The 17,256-nt window shown below is 72.1% G+C and carries 17 protein-coding genes and 3 pseudogenes; 7 read left to right on the plus strand and 13 right to left on the minus strand.

What is annotated here, in order from left to right; all coding sequences use genetic code 11:
• Nucleotides 1–5: 5 nt before the first annotated feature.
• Both J7E96_RS30830 and J7E96_RS30835 read right to left on the minus strand, forming a co-directional pair.
• Nucleotides 6–572 carry an AAA family ATPase gene (locus J7E96_RS30830; protein ID WP_215136174.1) on the minus strand — a complete coding sequence of 189 codons (567 nt, stop codon included), beginning with the start codon at nucleotides 570–572 and terminating at the stop codon, nucleotides 6–8.
• A gap of 30 nt (nucleotides 573–602) precedes the next feature.
• Nucleotides 603–1,070 carry a hypothetical protein gene (locus J7E96_RS30835; RefSeq protein WP_308296217.1) on the minus strand — a complete coding sequence of 156 codons (468 nt, stop codon included), beginning with the start codon at nucleotides 1,068–1,070 and terminating at the stop codon, nucleotides 603–605.
• Between the two features lie 105 nt (nucleotides 1,071–1,175).
• On the opposite strand from J7E96_RS30835, the pseudogene J7E96_RS30840 reads away from it, so the two are divergent.
• A pseudogene (locus J7E96_RS30840) lies at nucleotides 1,176–1,523 on the plus strand (2OG-Fe(II) oxygenase); the annotation flags it as partial.
• Between the two features lie 88 nt (nucleotides 1,524–1,611).
• Here J7E96_RS30840 and J7E96_RS30845 read toward each other — a convergent pair.
• The gene (locus J7E96_RS30845; RefSeq protein ID WP_215136144.1) at nucleotides 1,612–2,625 is read right to left on the minus strand and encodes a GlxA family transcriptional regulator; all 1,014 of its coding nucleotides are present in this window, start codon (nucleotides 2,623–2,625) and stop codon (nucleotides 1,612–1,614) included.
• Nucleotides 2,626–2,696: 71 nt separating this feature from the next.
• Here J7E96_RS30845 and J7E96_RS30850 point away from each other — a divergent pair, with 71 nt between their 5' ends.
• From J7E96_RS30850 to J7E96_RS30865, 4 genes and pseudogenes are all read left to right on the plus strand, one after another.
• Entirely contained in the window at nucleotides 2,697–3,968 is a 1,272-nt protein-coding gene (locus tag J7E96_RS30850; protein WP_308296219.1) for an MFS transporter, read from the plus strand.
• Nucleotides 3,969–4,019: 51 nt separating this feature from the next.
• Nucleotides 4,020–4,139, plus strand: a pseudogene (locus J7E96_RS30855) (flavodoxin family protein); the annotation flags it as partial.
• A 350-nt stretch (nucleotides 4,140–4,489) separates the two neighbouring features.
• Nucleotides 4,490–4,933, plus strand: coding sequence for an ANTAR domain-containing protein (locus J7E96_RS30860; RefSeq protein WP_215136146.1), 444 nt, complete (start codon nucleotides 4,490–4,492; stop codon nucleotides 4,931–4,933).
• An 82-nt stretch (nucleotides 4,934–5,015) separates the two neighbouring features.
• Entirely contained in the window at nucleotides 5,016–5,897 is an 882-nt protein-coding gene (locus J7E96_RS30865) for an SDR family oxidoreductase (RefSeq protein WP_215136148.1), read from the plus strand.
• 9 nt (nucleotides 5,898–5,906) lie between these two features.
• Here J7E96_RS30865 and J7E96_RS30870 read toward each other — a convergent pair whose 3' ends face one another.
• The 8 genes from J7E96_RS30870 to J7E96_RS30905 form a co-directional block, all read right to left on the minus strand.
• Nucleotides 5,907–7,532, minus strand: coding sequence for an NAD(P)/FAD-dependent oxidoreductase (locus J7E96_RS30870; RefSeq protein ID WP_215136150.1), 1,626 nt, complete (start codon nucleotides 7,530–7,532; stop codon nucleotides 5,907–5,909).
• A gap of 54 nt (nucleotides 7,533–7,586) precedes the next feature.
• Nucleotides 7,587–8,048, minus strand: coding sequence for an SRPBCC family protein (locus tag J7E96_RS30875; RefSeq protein WP_215136152.1), 462 nt, complete (start codon nucleotides 8,046–8,048; stop codon nucleotides 7,587–7,589).
• A gap of 93 nt (nucleotides 8,049–8,141) precedes the next feature.
• Complete coding sequence (locus J7E96_RS30880; protein ID WP_215136154.1) at nucleotides 8,142–8,588, minus strand: MarR family winged helix-turn-helix transcriptional regulator; 447 nt, start codon at nucleotides 8,586–8,588, stop codon at nucleotides 8,142–8,144.
• Nucleotides 8,589–8,616: 28 nt separating this feature from the next.
• Entirely contained in the window at nucleotides 8,617–9,831 is a 1,215-nt protein-coding gene (locus J7E96_RS30885; RefSeq protein WP_215136156.1) for a type III PLP-dependent enzyme, read from the minus strand.
• Nucleotides 9,828–11,600, minus strand: a complete 1,773-nt coding sequence (locus J7E96_RS30890) for an IucA/IucC family siderophore biosynthesis protein (protein WP_215136157.1) — start codon at nucleotides 11,598–11,600, stop codon at nucleotides 9,828–9,830. The genes J7E96_RS30885 and J7E96_RS30890 overlap by 4 nt, the downstream gene beginning before the upstream one ends.
• Before the next feature lie 307 nt (nucleotides 11,601–11,907).
• The gene (locus tag J7E96_RS30895) at nucleotides 11,908–13,710 is read right to left on the minus strand and encodes an IucA/IucC family protein (RefSeq protein ID WP_215136159.1); all 1,803 of its coding nucleotides are present in this window, start codon (nucleotides 13,708–13,710) and stop codon (nucleotides 11,908–11,910) included.
• Entirely contained in the window at nucleotides 13,692–14,882 is a 1,191-nt protein-coding gene (locus tag J7E96_RS30900; protein ID WP_215136161.1) for an acetyl-CoA carboxylase biotin carboxylase subunit family protein, read from the minus strand. Before J7E96_RS30900 ends, J7E96_RS30895 begins: the two co-directional genes overlap by 19 nt.
• A gap of 88 nt (nucleotides 14,883–14,970) precedes the next feature.
• Complete coding sequence (locus J7E96_RS30905) at nucleotides 14,971–15,177, minus strand: hypothetical protein (protein WP_215136180.1); 207 nt, start codon at nucleotides 15,175–15,177, stop codon at nucleotides 14,971–14,973.
• Nucleotides 15,178–15,324: 147 nt separating this feature from the next.
• Here J7E96_RS30905 and J7E96_RS30910 point away from each other — a divergent pair, with 147 nt between their 5' ends.
• Complete coding sequence (locus J7E96_RS30910; RefSeq protein ID WP_215136162.1) at nucleotides 15,325–16,179, plus strand: (2Fe-2S)-binding protein; 855 nt, start codon at nucleotides 15,325–15,327, stop codon at nucleotides 16,177–16,179.
• A gap of 1 nt (nucleotide 16,180) precedes the next feature.
• Here the strand turns inward: J7E96_RS30910 and J7E96_RS30915 are convergent, their stop codons facing one another.
• Entirely contained in the window at nucleotides 16,181–16,405 is a 225-nt protein-coding gene (locus tag J7E96_RS30915) for a hypothetical protein (protein ID WP_215136164.1), read from the minus strand.
• A gap of 305 nt (nucleotides 16,406–16,710) precedes the next feature.
• On the opposite strand from J7E96_RS30915, the gene J7E96_RS30920 reads away from it, so the two are divergent.
• Complete coding sequence (locus J7E96_RS30920; RefSeq protein ID WP_215136166.1) at nucleotides 16,711–17,037, plus strand: hypothetical protein; 327 nt, start codon at nucleotides 16,711–16,713, stop codon at nucleotides 17,035–17,037.
• On the opposite strand, the pseudogene J7E96_RS30925 reads toward J7E96_RS30920, so the two are convergent.
• Nucleotides 17,034–17,256 (minus strand): annotated as a pseudogene (locus tag J7E96_RS30925) (serine/threonine-protein phosphatase); the annotation flags it as partial. The gene J7E96_RS30920 and the pseudogene J7E96_RS30925 overlap by 4 nt on opposite strands.

The following is a 17,256-nucleotide window of genomic DNA, read 5'->3' on the forward strand; positions in this document are numbered from 1 at the left end:
TCGGCTCACGCGTCCGCGAAAGGAGCCAGACCGGTCGCGGACAGAATCGTGTCCACGGTCTCCGCGACGCTCTGCCGCGCGTTGTCGATCCACACCCCCTCGCCCGCGAGCTCCGCCCGCATCGCCTCGTCCAGCGGCGACCAGTCCGTGTCCAGCGTCTTGTGTCGCCCCAGGTTGCGTGCCCAAGCGACGGCCGGGGGCGGCGCCAGCACGACGTGGTGCACCGGCTTGCTGGTGAGGGTGGAGCGATAGAAGTCGAGATGCGAGCGGCGTACGACGACATCATCGATCACCGGCAGGAAGCCGGCGGCGGCGAAACTGTCCGCCAGGAGGCAGGCGTTGCGGGCGCGCAGGAAGATCTGGCGGTCGGCCTCCTCGTCCTTCTCCCACGACGGCCACCGCCCTCCTCCGACGATGAGCTCCTGAAGGGCGTCCACCTCGATGTGCGCCGACCGCGCGAACCGCGCGGCGAGCGCCGCGGCCACGCTGCTCTTGCCGCTGCCGGGGATCCCGGCCAGCAGCAACACCCCCGCGGCGGGCTCGCGGTCGACGGGCACCAGGTCCAGGGCCATGCGCCTCACGCCTCTCCTCATGCGAACGAATCAGGCCGCGATGGCCACGGCCGCCTTGCTGAGCGACGGCTCGGCCGGCACCGGGCGTTCGGCGAAGACTACGAGCCGCAGGACCGCGAAGCGGCCGATTCCCGCCAGCGCCGAAGCCGAGAGGTAGACCGCCTGCTCGGTCAGGACCGAGGGTGCGGACTGGACGGCGTACAGACCGAGCAGCGCGCCCGTCGTGAACGCGTAGCTCACCAGGACCGTGAGGCCCGACTGCAGATGTACCCCCCAGCCGCCGCGCTCGCTGCGGAAGGACACCCGGCCGTGCAGCTCGGTGGCGATCAGGGTGGATACGACGGTGACCAGCGCGTTGGCCACAGCCAGCGGCATCCGGTCGTGGAGCAGTACGAGCACGCCGCTCGACGCCAGCCCGACGCCGCCGCCGCACACGACGAAGCGTACGAATGACGCCATCATCGGGCGGAGCGGACGCTTGTGGGCGCGGGTGGTCACGGGGAGCCTCCGGGGAGCGGTTGAACCGTTGCTGCGATTCCACCCCACAACCCACCGATCACGCGTCCCCCGAACGACCGGGCCCGCCCCCGACTCTTGTAAGGGTTGCCCCGGCCGAGGGCCCTAGGGCGAAACCCCCGGCCCGGTCGGCGTCACCGGGCTGACTGGCAGGCCCTGGCCGACGAGGTCAACGAGTACGGCTGCGTCCTCACCCAGCAGATCCTTACCCCTGCCGAATGCCGGAAGCTCGCCGCGCTCTACGACGATACGGAAAGGTTCCGCTCGACCGTCGACATGGCCCGCCACCGCTTCGGCTCCGGGCACTACCGTTACTTCGGCGATCCGCTGCCGGAGCTGGTGCGCGAGCTGCGCGCCGCCTTCTACCCGCGACTGCTGCCGATCGCCCGCGACTGGGCCGACAAGCTCGGGAGGCCCGCGCCCTGGCCGGACAGCACGGTGCGTTCGGGCAGCCGGCGCACCCTGGGGTTGGTCTTCCACGACGCGGCGTGAGGCGACATGCGCGACGGCTCCGGACCACCCATTACGCGCCGCTCGGCCGGGAGCCGCCGCCGCGGAAGGTGCGGCGGTACGCCGCCGGGGTGGTGCCCAGGGCGCGGCGGAAGTGCTGGCGCAGCCCGTCGCCCGCACCCAGACCACTGCGTTCGGCGACGGAGTCGACCGGCAGGTCGGTGGTCTCCAGGAGTACGCGGGCCTGAGCGACACGCTGCTGATTGAGCCACTTCAGCGGGGTGGCGCCGACCTCGCGGGCGAAGTGCCGTTCGAAGGTACGCAGGCCGAGCCCGGCCCGCGCCGCGAGTTCGGCGACGGTGAGGGGCCGGTCCAGGCGGGCGACGGCCCAGTCCAGTACGGCGGCGAGCCCCTTGCCGGTGGGTGTGGCCGGACTCGCCGGCCTCTTCGGCTTCGGCCGGGCGTACTGCGTCTGGTCGCCCTCGCGGTGCGGGGCCACGACCATGCGCCGGCCGACCTCGGCGGCGGCAGCAGTGCCGTAGTCGCCGCGGACGATGTGCAGGCACAGGTCGATGGCGGCGGCGGTGCCCGCGCTGGTGAGGATGTCACCGCCGTCGACGTACAGAGCGTGCTCGTTGACGTCGACGCGCGGATGACGGCGCCGCAGTTCGTCGGCGTACATCCAGTGCGTGGCGGCTTCGCGGCCGTCCAGGAGACCGGCCGCGGCCAGCACGAAGGCGCCGGAGCACAGGGAAGCGATGCGGGCGCCGCGTGCGTGAGCGGCGCGCAGGGCGTCGAGGAGTGCGGCCGGGGGCTCGTAACCGTTCATGAGGCAGGCCGGGACGATGACGAGGTCCGCGGCGTCGAGCGCCTCGATGCCCTGCTCGGCCTCCAGCCGCAGACCGCCCGGTGCGCGCTGCACGCCGGGGGCGGTCGCGCACAGCGTGAGCTCGTACCACGGCGGTGTGGCTTCTTCGCCGCCCTGGCCGAACACCGCGCACGGCACGGCCAGTTCGAAGAGCGAGGACTCGGCGAGCAGCACGACGACGACGCGGATGGGAGACGCTGAAGGGGTAGTACGAGCCATGTCGTAAATCTACGGGACCCTGACGTTTACGTCACTGGTGCGCCCCCTGCGCACATCGGAGGCTGGGGGGCGTGAGCGACGGCGTACACGAGCGGAAGGCGTCAGACATGGGCTACGGGCCACGGACACGGAGGCTGCCGCCCCGGTGGCAGGTGAGTCTCGCCGGGGTGACGGCGATCGGCGTCACCTTCGGGTTCGCCCGCTACGGCTACGGGCTCTTCCTGCCGGAGTTCCGGCGGGAGTTCGGCCTTCCGGTGGCGCAGGTGGGGCTGATCGGCAGCGCGACGTACCTCGGTTACATGGGGGCGCTGCTGCTGGTCGGCGCGCTGGTCACACGCTTCGGCCCGCGTCCGCTGGTCGTCGTCGGCGGGCTTTCGGCGACCGTCGGCATGGCCCTGGTGGCCTTCGCGCGCGGGCCGGGGGTCCTGACGGCCGGGTTGGTCCTGGCCGGTACGAGTTCGGGGTGGGCCTGGGCGCCGTACTCGGACGCGGTGGACCGGATGGTTCCAGCGGGGCTGCGCGAGCGAGTCATGGGGACGATCGCGAGCGGGACGGCCTTCGCCGTCGTCGTCGCCGGGCCGCTGGCGCTGGTCGCCCGCGGAACTCAATGGCGGTACGCCTGGCTGGTGTTCGCGGCGGCGGCCCTGCTGACGACCGCGTACAACGCGCGCGTCCTGCCCGCCGGAGCACACCCCAGGGCCGACGCGAGTCAGGGGCGTGCCGGGCTGGGCCTTCGGTCATTCGCTTGCCGCCCGGCCGTCCCGCTCTACCTCACAGCCCTGTCGTACGGTCTGGTCGGCGCCGTGTACTGGGCGTTCGCCGTGGAGGCGGTCTCCAGGGAAGCGGGGCGTGACGCGCCCACGGCTGCGCTGTTCTGGACAGTGATGGGCCTGGCGGGCACCGCGGGCGCCCTGACGGGCAGCGCGATCGCGCGGCACGGTCTGCGCCGGGTCCACGGCTCGCTGTTCGCGGGCATCGCGACGGCGGTCGCGCTGCTCGGCGTGGCGCCGGGGGCGCCGGTGGCCGTGATGCTGTCGGCGGTGCTCTACGGGCCGTGCTTCATGGCGGGCTCGGGCGTTCTCGCGGTGTGGAGTTACCGGGCCTTCCCCGACCGGCCGTCGACCGGGTTCAGCGTCACCGTCCTGTTCCTCGGACTGGGTACGGTCGCGGGCCCGGCCGCGCTGGGGCTCTTCAGCGACGAGTACGGCCTGCGCGCCGCGTTCCTGATCACGGCGGCCGCGGCGGCGCTGACGCTCCTCGCCCGGCCGCCGCGAAGCACGCCGCCGCGCACACAGGCGGCCGGGCCGGTACACGGCATCCGGGACTCAGTGCGCCAGGGTTGAGCGAGCGAACGACCCACGAGGAGACCCGCCGATGGTCACGACGACGTACCGCTACACGAGCGGATCATGGCGGCCGACGTTCTCGTGCTGTGCGGGCCGATCCGGCTGGGCGACAACAGCTCCGTGATGAAGCGGGTGATCGAGCGGCTGTACGCCGTTGCCGCGGCCTTGCGCGGCCTTGCGGTTGTCCCGACTCGCGGACGGTGACCAGGACTTCGTCCTCCACCACCGCACCCTGCCGTGGGGCCACGCGCGGGCGCCCTTCTCCTCACCGCAGCGGCCGGTGTCGTACGACGTCACTGACCGCTGCGCCCACCGGCCCCATGACGCCAGGAGCGGGCGGCTCGCCGGCCAGGGCCTTAGTGCCGTCCGGGCCCCCCGGCTCGGTGACGAAAAAGACCCGCAGCCTCAAACCGGCAGAAACAGGGAATCAACCAAGGAGCACGTCCGTACGGCGGGCCGCCGGCCGTCCCCGCTTGAGCCCGGGACGGCCGGCAGACTGGTCAAAAGGAGCCGGAGTCATGACGACGAACGACAACCTCACCATCACCGCGGACAGCGAGGCTCCCGCGCACCGGGAACACGACGACCAGTCCTGGCAGGCGTCGGACGCGGCGCAGTACCACGCCGCCCAGGCCACCCTGGAAGTAGTCGGTCCCCCGGCGCCGGCAGCCGCGGAACGGGCGCTGAAGCAGGAACTCAACCAGGTCTGGCACCTCCTCGAAACCCGCCCGGTGATCGGCCTCGCCCGCAGCATTGTCATGACCCTGGGAGGCTGCACCCACGAGGAGGCGTTCCAGGTCCTGGTGGACGTCTCACGGCACACCAACATCGAACTCCGCGAGATCGCCCAGCGCCTCGTGGACAGCGTCGACGGCCCGCCGCCCAGCGGACCCCTGCGTACGGCCCTGCACAACGCCTTCGAACGGCTCCGCGCCAACACCACCCACACCAACACCGCCTGACACGACGAGTGGGCGCCCGCTTGCCGTCCGCGGACGTCAGGCGGGCCTACGCTTCAAGACCTCTGGACGACGGAGGGCGACGATGGCACACACTCTTCCCCTGCTGGGGCGCACCGCGGTGGTCACCGGCGCCGCCAGGGGCCTCGGGGAAGGCATGGCGCGCGCTCTTGTGCGGCGCGGAGCCGACGTGGCCCTGCTCGGTCACGAGGAATCCGAGCTCGCCAGGGTGGCGGCAGCGCTCCCCGGCAGAGCCGCTCACTGGCCGGTCGACGTCACCGACGAGGCCGCGATGACGCGTACCGCCGCCGAGGTGGAGCAGCGCTTCGGGCCGCCGTCCGTGCTGGTGGCCAATGCCGGTGTGTCCTCGGGCGGCCTGTTCCTCGACGACGACCCGGCGACCTGGCGACGCGTCGTGGAAGTCAACCTGATCGGCAGCGCGGTCACCGCCCGGGCCTTCCTGCCCGGCCTTCTGGTGACGCGCGGCTACTACCTCCAGGTCGCCTCGCTCGCCGCCATCGCCCCGGCTCCGCTCATGTCGGCGTACTGCGCCTCCAAATCGGGTGTGGAGGCCTTCGCCCATTGTGTACGTGCCGAGTTGGCGCACCGCGGCGTGGCCGTGGGGGTCGCGTACCTCAGCTGGACCGACACGGACATGGTCCGGGGCGCCCAGCACCACGACTCCTTGCGTGCGCTGCGCGCCCGCATGCCCGGGCCCGCCTGTCGGACCTACTCTGCGCAGCCAGTGGTCGACCGCCTCGTCCGGAGTATCGAGCGACGTGCTCCCGCCATCTACGCCCAGCCGTGGTTGCGCGCCGCGCAGGCTGCGCGCGCCTGTCTGCCGGCAGTCGTCGCCCACCGCGCCCGGCGGGAGTTCGGCCGGCTCGCGGGCCGCGCCGACCTCTCGGCGACCGGCCTGCTCGGGGCGGGTGGAGAGGCCGACGCCGAGGCCGCCGGCCTGAGATGAAGGGTGGTCTCAGTCCACGCGTTGGCCGCTCCGGTCGCGGCGGCTGAGAGCCCGTTGCGTACGGCTGAGTACGCCGCCCAGGGGGCGGCTGCGCAGCGCCGCCCGGGCCGCGTTCGCTCCCGGAGCGCCGTGGACGCCGCCGCCCGGATGCGCACCGGCCGAGGCGAGGTAGAGCCCCTTGACGGGCGTTTCCGGACGGCCTGTGCCGGGGACCGGGCGGAAGACGAGCTGCTGGTGGACGGCGGTTGTGCCGCCGTTGATCGCGCCCCCGTGGAGGTTCGCGTCCATCGATTGGAGTGTCGCAGGGGCGAGGATACGGCGGGCCACGATCCGGGAGCGGAAGCCTGGCGCGTACCGCTCGACCTGGGCCTCCACGCGGTCAGCCATGACTTCCTGCTCGCGCTTGTCCCAGGCGCCCGTCAGGCCGTCGTCGCCGGCGTCGCCCTTGATCCCGTGCGGGACGTGGGTGTAAGCCCAGGCCGATTCGGTGCCCGCCGGTGAGCGGGAGGGGTCGGCGGTGGTCATCTGGCCGAACAGGGCGAAGGGCCGGTCGGGAACCCGGCCCATCGCGACCTGTGCGGCGAAGCGTGTCAGGTCGTCGACCCCGTCCGCCAGGTGAACCGTGCCCGCCGTCGAGGCTTCCGCGGCGGTCCACGGAACCCGGCCGTCCAGAGCCCAGTCGACCTTGAACGTGGCGAAGTCCCACTGGAAGCCGCGCAGGTCCTTCAGGAAGCGGCCGGGCAGATGCCGTACGTCGACCAGTCCGCCGTAGAGGTCCGGCACGGCCACGTCCGCCAGCACGGCCCGGCCGGCCGGCACGGTCTCGCCGCCGTCGGTGCGCACGGCCACCGCCCGCCCCGCCCGCACGACGATCTCGACGACGCGTTTGCCGCACCGCACAGCGCCCCCGCGCCGTTCCAGCCGCCGTACGAGCGCCGCGGTGAGCGCGCCCGCGCCGCCGGCCGGCACGGGAAAGCCGTACCTCTGGCCGAGCATGGACAGGAGCCAGCCGAAGCCGCCGCTGCCCGCCGCTTCCGGGGCGAGGTCCGCGTGCAGGGCGTTGCCGGCGAGCAGCAGCCTGCCGCCCTCGCCGCGGAACTCCTCCTCGCCCAGGCGGCGTACCGGCAGCAGCATCGTCCGGGCAAGACGCAGTCCGCCCGCGCCGCGCAGCCGGGCCGCGAGCCGGGCGGCGGAACGTACGGGCGGGAAGGGGGTGAAGAGACAGCCGAGGATGTCCTGACCGAGCCGGTCCCAGGTCCGGCACAGAGCGTGCCATGCCGCGCCGTCGCCGGCGGCGAAGTGGTCCAGGCCGGCGGCCGTGTCGGCGGCGCGTCGTTCCAGGACCGCGCACCGGCCGTCGGACAGGGGGTGCGCCAGCACGCTGGGGGCGTGGCTCCAGCGCAGCCCGTGTTCGTGGAGGCGCAGGCGGGCCAGCACCGGGGAGGCGGCGGCCAGTGGATAGAAGGCGCTGCAGAGATCGCTGATGTAGTCGGGGTGTACGCCGCGGTCACTGCGAACGGCGCCGCCGGGCTCGGGCTGGGCTTCGAGGACTTCCACGCTCCAGCCGGCGTCGGCCAGTACGTTCGCGGCGACGAGCCCGTTGGGACCCGCGCCGATCACCACGGCGTCCGGCATCGCTGCCTCCTGTTCACCCTCGTCACGCCGGCCGCCCTGGCCGCACGGGTTCGTTCAGGGCTGCGCGCCGGCGGCGGCGTGCCGCGAACCGCGCTCGACGACTTTGGCGAGCCTGCCGAGCATGGCGCGGTGGCGCAGTTGCAGTACGGCGTCGAGAGCCACGTTGTGCAGCGCGCCGCCGACTCCGCGCAGGGGATGCTCGTCGAGGATGACCAGCGCGTGGTCCCCCCAGGGGCGGACTTCGATGGCGATCCTGGCCGTGCCGAGCGGGCCGCTGTCGACCTCCAGTTCGAGCTCGCGCGGCGGTTCGCACCGGCGGACGATCGTCTCGCCCGTCAGCGTCCAGGGCCCGAGCCGCACCGTGTAGTCGATGGTCGCGCCGACCTCCGGCCAATGGCCTTTGCCGGGCTGCGAGTCAGCGGTGCCGACGACCCAGTCGCTGTACCGCGACCCGTCCGCCAGAACCTCCCACACCGCCTCGGGCGCACTGCGGATCAGCTGATGCCGTACTGCCATGGGTCCTCCAACGCCTCGACAGAAACGATCGACGGCCCCCGAGTGCCCAGCCTAGGGTGCTCAACCCTGATCGACCTCTCGGAGACGGGTGCGTCAGCCCACGATTTCTTCGCGCGTCAGCGCCGACAGCGCCCGCACCGCGCGGAGAAAACCCCGCCGGTCCGCGGGCGGCAGCATGGCGAGCAAGCGGTCCTCGTTCGCCTGAATGCCGACTCGCGCGGACCTGCGTACCTTGCGGCCGTCCTCGGTGATCGAGAGCAGCCGGGCGCGGCGATCGGCGGGGTCGGGCGTACGGGAGATCAGGCCGGATTCCTGGAGCTGGTCCAAGGTGGCGATGATCCGCGTCTTGTCGGTGCCGATCGCCTCCGCGAGCGCGGCCTGCGTACGCACCGGGCCGTCGTCGAGGGCGCTGAGTACGACGTAGCCCCACATGGAGAGGTCGTGCGCGGCCAGTACGGGCAGCTCGGCAGCGATGAGTGAGCGCACGAGCGGCTGAAGCACGGCGGCGAGGTCGCGGCGTTCACCGCCCTGAACTCTCATGCGCTCACGATACCGATCGCTGCCGGCGTCAGCCCCGGCTCCCCTCCAGGTAGTGGAAGCCCGGCCGGGGGTGCATCAGGAAGTCGTGGTGCGAGATGTTCCACGCGTACGCGCCGGCGAGCGAGAAGGCCACCCGGTCGCCCGCCCGCAGCCCCGCCGCCGGGACCCGCCGTGCCAGGACGTCCTTCGGCGTACACAGCTGGCCGGTGAGAGTGACCCGGTCCTGACCGGCCCGTGAGCGCGGCCAGGGATGGGGCCAGTCGTCCACCGGCAGTACGCGGCACGGCTGGTCGTGCCCCTTCGTCGCCGGGGTGCGCAGATGGTGCGTACCGCCGCGGACGACCGCGAACTCCTCCCCCCGGCTGTGCTTCACGTCCAGCACCTCGGTGGCGTACCAGCCGCAGTACGCGGTGAGCGCGCGCCCCGGCTCGATACGGATCGTCAGGTGCGGGTGAGCGTCGGCCAGTTCGGCGAGCCCCTTGCCGTACGCCGCCCAGTCGAAGCGGCGCTCCGGCTCGGTGTAGTCCACCGTCATGCCGCCGCCGACGTTCACCTCGGACAGGCGCAGTCCGTGCCGGCCGGCCAGAGCGACCGCCCAGCCCACCACCGACTCGGCCACCGCCAGCTGCTCCCCCGCCTCCAGGCCGCTGGCGAGGTGGGCGTGTACGCCGACCAGCTCCAGCTGCGGGTACGCCTCGCCAGTGAGCAGTCGCACGCTCTCGTCGGCTTCCGCCGGGTCGATGCCGAACGGCGTCGGGCGGCCTCCCATCGCGAGGGAGCTGTTCTCCAGCGAGCCCTCCGGCAGCGGCAGATTGAAGCGCAGCAGCACCGCCACCCGCGCGTCCGGGACCGTGCGTGCGGCCAGTTCGGCCAGCATCCGCAGCTCGTAGACGCTCTCCACGTGGAAGCGGCGTACGCCCAGCTCCAGCGCGGTCGCGATCTCCGCAGGGGTCTTGCCGGGGCCGCCAAAGGCGAGCGGGTGGTCGGGAACGGCCTGGTGGACGTGGGTGAGTTCGCCTCCGGAGGAGACCTCGTACCCGTCCACGTACGGGGCGAGCGCGGCCAGGATCTCCGGGTCCGGGTTGGCCTTGGCGGCGTAGTAGAGCTCGACGCGTCCGGGCAGGGCCGCCCGTACCGCCTCGGCGTGATCGCGCAGCGCCGTCAAGTCGTAGATGTAGGCGGGAAGTTCGGCCGCGGGGAGGGAAAGAGCACGGTCGCGCACCGCAGCAGTGGGGTCGGTCATCGGGCGTTCCAGGGGGTGTCGGTGCCGGTCGCCCCGGAAAGGACGTCCTCGGCGAGCGGCGAAGGGAGCCGTACGTAGCCGGCCTCGCGGTCGGCCTTGCGCTCCCAGCGGGTGAGCAGGTTGGCCTTGGCGGGCAGCGGAACCCCTGCGAGCAGGGCGGCGAGTCGTGGCGGGCAGCCGAAGCGGCCGGCGTAGTTCTGGAGTGTGGCGCGGACCTTGGCCCACAGGGCGGGTTCGGTTTCGGGGTGCAGGTCGGCCAGGGCGGCGAGCATCTCGGCGACGTGGTTGACCAGCAGGCAGTAGACCACGCGGTCCCAGCCGCGCTCCGCGTCGTACGTCATGGGACCGGCGACCTCCGGCGGGAGCGCCGCCAGCGCGTCCGCGTGGTGCTCGGGAAGGAGTTTCGCGCCCTCCAGGTCGCGCAGGAGCACCTGGGCGGGCATGCCGTCGTCGTCGACGCAGACGACGACGTTCTGGAGGTGCGGCTCCAGCACCAGGCCGTGGTCGAAGTAGGCGGCGAGGACGGGCGGAAGGAGCAGTTCCAGATACGCCTCCCACCAGTCCAGCGCGACCTGTGGGCCCGCCCCGTCGATGAGGTGGGAAATGTGCCCGGGCCCCGTCGGGTACTCGTCGGCGACGGCTGCGGCGAGCAGCGCTGTCGTGCCGGGCAGCTGGCGCCGGGACAGGCCCTCGCGGACGATTACTCCGAAGCCTTCGAGCAGGGCGAGATCCGGTACGCCGTCGGGGCCGGGGAGGGCGAGACCGCGGTAGGCGGGCTCGCGGAGCACGGCGCTGCCGGGGAACCGCACCGCCAGATCCGTCAGGGCCGGGCGCAGCAGGCGGGTCAGGGCGACGGCGCCCGCCAGCTCGTAACTGGCGTTCTTTCGCACGCAGTTGGTGATGCGAATGTTCAGGCTGAACTTCAGGAACGTCTCGCCGTCGTACAGCGTGCGCACGGAAGCGGTGGCGGCGAACGGCGTGCCGCCCTCGCCGAGGTCGATGACGTCGCCGCGCGTCAGCGCCTCGCGGAGCGCGGGGTGCTCGCGCAGCAGCTCGTACTGCCAGGGGTGCGCGGGCAGCAGCCGGTAACCGGTAGGCACGACAGGGCCGTCGTCATGGTTCAGCCGGTCGAGCCGATCCAGGGGGTGGGCCGCGCCAGGCTCGGCGCTCTCCTCGGCGATCAGCCCCTCACGTACGGCGAGATGGCGCAGCGGGAAGGACGCCGCCGCCTCGGGGGCGTACGACGCCCAGGAGTCCGCGTCCCCGGTGCGGGCCTTGGGGGTCGGATGGAAGCGGTGGCCGAAGACCAGGGACTGCTCCGACGCGACGTACGAGAGGTGGCGGTCGGCGGCCGCCGGGCGGGGACCGGCCGCGAGCGCGGCTCGTATGTTCCGGTGGCTTGAGGTGATCTGCTCCAGGAACTCCTCGTTGCGTACGCCCGTACGGAGCGAGAGTTCGGCTTGGGCGTAGTCGGCGAGCCGCCGCCAGCCGACCTCCGCCCACGTGTCGCCGTCACGCTGCTCGGTCACCGGGCCGGTGAAGCGGTGCGCGCCCAGCAGCGAGGTGCGGCGCAGCGCGACGCGCAGGAGTACGCCGCATCGAGGCAGCCGCAGCAGCAGGCGGTCGTCGGCGACGGCGGTCTGGTGCTCGGGTCCCGAGACCTCGCGCAGCAGACAGTTCAGGAGGGTGTGCGCCACGGCCTCGTCGGCGGTGGGCAGACCGCGCGGGGCGGACGTGTGACGGGGGGCGGCGCCGGTCGGCAGTGTCATCAACGGCTCCTGCGAGGACGGAACGAACGGCGGAACAGAGCGGGAGGGGCGACCAGCAAGGCCGCGGTCACGGTGGCGGCGGCCCCGGCCCTGGAGGACGTCTCCGGCGAGCCGAACATCCCGCCGGGCGCCCGGCCCTCGGTGCAGCCCGCGGCCGGCTGCGGCAGGCAGACCAGGCAGCGACAGGCAGACCAGACCGAGGGTGAGACCGGCGACGCCGAGCAGCAGCGGTGCGCCCGCGAAGGCCTCGATCGTACCGGCCATTTCGTGGGCGGCGGGGCTCCGCAGGCACCCCGCACCGGCGCGCTCATCGTGCGGCCCCCGTCCGCAGAAGGTAGTTGGGGCCGTCGGTGTAGTGCTTGTTGATGTCGGCGGCGCCCGAGCGCTCCTTGCTGAGCAGGGTGCCCGCGGTGACCATCGCCTTGACCGGCAGGCTCGGCGCGTCCAGCACGTGGGCGCGCAGCACCGCTCCGGGCTCACCGGGCGCCGTACCGAGCCGTTCGACTGCCTCGGCGAGCCGGTCGCGTACGAGCCTCAGCAGCGTGTCGAGAGGCGCTCGGCCGTGCCGGGCGAGCCCGAAGGCGTACGCGCCCGCGCAGAGGTGGACCGTGATGGTGGTGAACAGGTCGGTGAGCTGCCGGTCGTCGTCCGTGAAGGTCCGCGGGTCGGCGAAGTCGGACGGCGCGGGGGCATCGGCGCCGAGGCTCTCGCGCAGCCGGGCGGTGTGGAGGCGCGGCCCGTCGTTGTCCTTCAGCAGAAGCCGCAGCCGGGTGGGGCCGCCGCCCTCGGAGTCCAGCACAAGGGAGATGTTCTGCTGATGGGACTCCAGCGCGACGCCGTACCCGAAGAGTGTGGTCTGCCAGTCGAAGAGGAGAGTGAGGCAGGCGTCGATCAGGGCGACGGTGTCACCGCCGTAGAACCGGTCCGCGAGGTGGTCGATCACGAGCCGGCCGTCGGGTGCCTCGCTCAGCAGAGCCGCCATGGGGACGACGGCCGACGACTCCAGCCCCGCCGGGTAACGGCGGCAGAGTACGGCGAGGAGCTCATGTCCGGCATGGGCGTACGTCGCCTCGTCGGCATGCAGGACCGTATCCGCGAACCGCTCCTCGCGGGCGATCACGCACTCCAGCAGCCGCTGCACCGCCGCGCCGTCGACGAGCGTGCCGGGCTTGATGGTGCGGCGGTTGCGCAGCCCCAGGGACGCGGTGGCGAGCGGCACCTTGAGGTGCAGTCCGGGGTCCGCCGCAAGTGCGACCGTACGCATCGACAGGGTCGGTACGGCTTCGAGGGACGGCCGGTCGGCCAGGACCGTACGGTCCGTGAGCCCGCTCTCGCGCAGGGCTTCGCGCAGTGGCGCGCCGATCGTCAGCGGGTGGACCGGCAGCGCGAAATGGGTGCGGTGGAGCTCGGGCAGGCCCAGGATCGCGGGGGTGGGCCAGCAGTCGGGCAGGGACGAGGGGCCGCCCGGCAGGGTGACGGCGTCTTGCGGTACGGCGATCCAGCGCAGCGCGAAGCGAGGGTGGAACTCCGGTGCGTACGCGCGGAGTTGGTCCCGGCCGAGGCCGGACCGGCCGCGTGCGGTCGGGTAGACGGGGTGGTCGAGATGAGCGGCGAGGGTGTCGTGGGCGAGGCCGCCGGCCAGGCCGGTCCAGTCGGCGGGGGTGGCGCCGTACCGGGCGGTGAGGGCTTCGGTGACCTCTTGGCGGACCTCGGTGTGCAGACGGACGGTGTCGAGGGTCTGCCGGCATTCCTCGGCGAAGTCGTCGAATCCGCCCCGGTCGGCGGGGTCGGCCAGCGCGCGCAGCGCCGTGACGACCTCGGCGAGGGTGGTCAGTTCTGCCCCGTCGGACTCCCGGCGCAGCAACGGCAGACGGGCGGCGTCGGCGCACTGGAAGCCGTCATCGGAGACCGGGAGCAGCAGCGCGTCCCCGTCACCGAGGTCAAGCCGCAGCCAGCGTCCGTCGGGCAGCTGTACGGGGGTGCTGCGCGTCCGCAAGCCGGTGACATCTTCGCGCAGCAGCGCGCTGAGGACCCGCAGCAGCAGCCCGGCCTCGGCGGCGTCGGGCTTCGTGGCGGCGGTCTTGGCGGCGGTCACGGCGTGAACTCCCATCGCTGCTCGGCGAGGAAGCCGGTCACCGCCCGGTCGACGGCCTCCTGGTCGGTCCCGATGCCACGCAGCACGCCGACGAAGTCGCGGTTGGTGTGGTGGATTTCGTGCCGCTCGCCGATCTCGCGCAGCGGGCGGTAGGCCAGCCGTACGCCGTCCACGGTCAGGTCGGCGGCTGCCGGGGCGGCGGTGAGTGTCCCCGCCCTCTCGGCGCACGGGTAGTCCAGGCGGGCCCGCCCGTCGGAGCGTGCCCCGAGGTCGGCGGGGAGCGGCTCGCCCAGGTGCGTACGCAGGATGTGCTCGAACAGCGGGATACCGAGCAGCTCTTGCAGCAGCAGGTCGCACTGGTCACCGATCGCCCGGTAGTTCACCTCGATGATCCGCGCGCGGCCCTCGTGCACCACGAACTCGGTGTGGCAGGCGCCGAATCCCACCCCCAGCGCGTCGAGCCGGCTGAGCACCTGCGCGACGATGGGCTCGGGGTGCTCGGGAACGTACGTCAGACGCGTCTCGATGAAGTACGGCGGCGGGGAGAGCTCGGTGTGGAAGCCGCCCAGCACATGCCGCAGCCGGCCGTCGCCGAGGGTCTCCAGCGTGTACAGCTCGCCGACCAGATACTCCTCGACGACGAGGGCCGCTTCCGGCCGCCGTGCCTGGATCTCCTTGCAGCGCAGCACCAGTTCGTCGTCCGTGCCGACCAGCACGACGTCCTCGCTCGCCACACCTTCGCGCGGTTTGACCACACAGGGGTACGGAACGGGGCGGGCCAGCAGCTCAACAGGGTCCTGCCCCGCCGCGAGTTCGGCCGACCACACGGCGTCGGCTCCGGCGGCGGCGAGGTGCCTGCGCATCTCGGCCTTGTCCTTGGTGCGCAGGGTCGCCCGCCAGTCCTTGGCGGGGAGACCGAAGTACGCGGCGGCCAGCGCGGCCTGGGTCTGGAGGTGGTCGCTGTTGGTGAAGACCGCGTCGGCCGGGTGGTGGGTGGCGATCCGGGTGATGACGGCGCGGTAGTCGCGTACGTCGCACTCCAGTATCTCGATGTCCGCAGCGCGGCGCCGGTGTGGTTCGGGCTGGTCGGTGAGGAGCGTGATGTCGATGCCGAGCCGGCGGGCGGCGGGGAGGAAGCCCTCGGACACGGAGTCGGTCGGGTTGAGTGCGAGCAGGTACATCCGCATGTGGGTAGCCCCTTCCGGGCCGTGGGGACGGGGCGAAACGGTGGCGCCGGCCGGGAGCGGACCGGCCTGCGGCCCGCCCCGCCACTGGTTACTTCTTGGGGAGTTCCACGCCGGTGGCCTCGGTGAAGATGGCGACAGTGGACATCGGCACGGGCCGCGAACCCATGGCAGGGCTCAGCGCCGCGCACAGCGCCAGCGCGCACGCGCCTACAACGGCGGCAGAAAGGAGCGGAATCCGCCGGGCAGTCGTGAGGGACGGAGCACCCGTCGGGGCCCCCGGCTCGATCTTGGACACGAGGCGACAGGTTAGGTTAGGTGTGCCTAAGTCTGTCAACTCGCTGCGTGTTCTTCTCGCCATGTGATCCATCCCCTGCATCACCGCAGCGCCCACATGGGACTAAGGTGAGCCTCACCTTAGTCTAGTGATGTTGGAGGGGAGTTGATGATGCCTGCCCAGGCACCCACCGCACCTGCCCCCGAAGCGAGTTGGGCCGTACCTCTGGCTGAGACGTATCAACGCCTCGCCCGCATCTGCGAGTCGCTGAACGTGGAAGTCGCACGGTGGCCACATCCGGCCGACGGATGGACCGACGGCGAGCACCTGGTGGCCGTTCCCGGACAGCTCGACGAATTCGTCGGTGCGGAATCCCTGCGCATCCAAGCCGCACACGGCCACGCCGCCCGGCCTGACGTCGCCGCCTCCAGGGCGCTGCACCACTACCTGTGGTCGGTCTGCCTGCTGATGAGCGGCCCCTGGTACCTGGAGCGGCGAGTGCCTCATCTACGGCCGCAGAACGTACACATCGAGCGCCGCAGCGGAGACCTCGCCGTCGTTCCCGGCCCCTTCACATGCCTGCCCGACGATCCCGCGGCAGCGTCCCCCGGCGTTCGCGTCGTACCCGACGAGGAGACACTGCGCGGCGAGCTGCGGAGCATCGTGGTGGAGCACGTACGCCCCCTGCTGACCGGGCTGGCACCCCAACTCCGGCGCGGACCACGGGTGTTGTGGGGTATGACCGGCGACGATCTGATCTCCGGGATCTGGTATCTCGGCCGTACGCTCGGCGAGGAGGACCGGTCGGTCCGCGCCGCCACCGAACTGCTCCCCGGCCCGATCGCGCCGTTCCCCGGCGGCGCCGACTTCCGCCGGCTGCGCGACAGCGCCGGCCTGCCGCACACGACCCGCACCCGGCTCGGCTGCTGCCTCTACTACACGATCCGTCCGGACAGCGCGTGCCTGACCTGCCCCCGCGTCTGCGACAGCGCACGCGCCCAGAGGCTCGACACGCCGCGTTGAGTCACAGCCGCGTCTCCGGACCCCAGTACTCCGGGCCGCCGCCCCGCCAATCGATCAATGGGGACACCACGACTTCGGTGTCCTCCATGTCCAGCCCGGCACGGCTCAGGAACTCGACCAGGTCGGGAAGGCCCGACGCGAGGCCGAGGTCCTCACCACGCACGGTCACGCGACGGCCACCCTGACCGAGCGGCGGATGAACGATCACAGGCAGGTGTCCGGACATGGAACCAGCGTCCCCCCGGAACGCCCGGGACGCATCCGGATGCATCCGGACGGGCTACGGGCACACCCGGCCGGCGCGGAACACGCCGCCGGGCCGGTGCTCGCCGCAAACACCCATGGTCCGCATCCGGGCCCCGCGATGCGGCTCATCAACACCTCGAACATGTCCTGCCAGCGGGCAAGATCTATGCTGTGCCCCGCGTCCACTGCCTGATCGTCTGTCTTGCCGCATCCCGTTCCCGGACCAGCCCGACCAGCAAGACCAGGATCTGGGCCTGAGCACCAGTTCTGGAGTTGAATCGGCCGATGGACATGTCCTCCCAAGAGATCCGCATGCCCCTCAACGAGGTCGTCGCAGTCCTGCAGGACCTGAACGAGTTCGTGGTTTCCCTCGACCGACTCGGATCCCGCCAGGCATCCGGAACCGCCGACGAGTACACAGTCGGCACATTCATCGCCGACTGGGATGTCGCTCGGCGACTGGCCCGCGCCCGAAGCGTCATCAGCGTCGCGCTGGATGTGCAACTGAGCGAGGAAGACAACGCCGAGATCGACGCCCTGTGCGACCAGGGCCGCTTTTACACGGACAGTCCAACTGAGGCAGCAAGATCACGATCTACGGCGGAGCATTAGGCCTCTGCAGTTCCCGGGACAACGAGTCGCACGGCGGATGAGGCGGTTTGTGTGTCGCCGTGCCATTCGCACAGCAGGACGGTGGCGTCGTCGGTGAGCCGTCCGTCGTGATGCGCCAGCACGGCGCGGACGAGTCTGCGCACCGTTTCGGGGGCGGCCAGGCCGTCGGCCTGGTGGCGGATGACGAAGTCGACGAACCGGTCTCGGCCGAACTCGTGT

It is taken from the genome of Streptomyces sp. ISL-96 (genome assembly GCF_018614035.1).
Classification (GTDB): domain Bacteria; phylum Actinomycetota; class Actinomycetes; order Streptomycetales; family Streptomycetaceae; genus Streptomyces.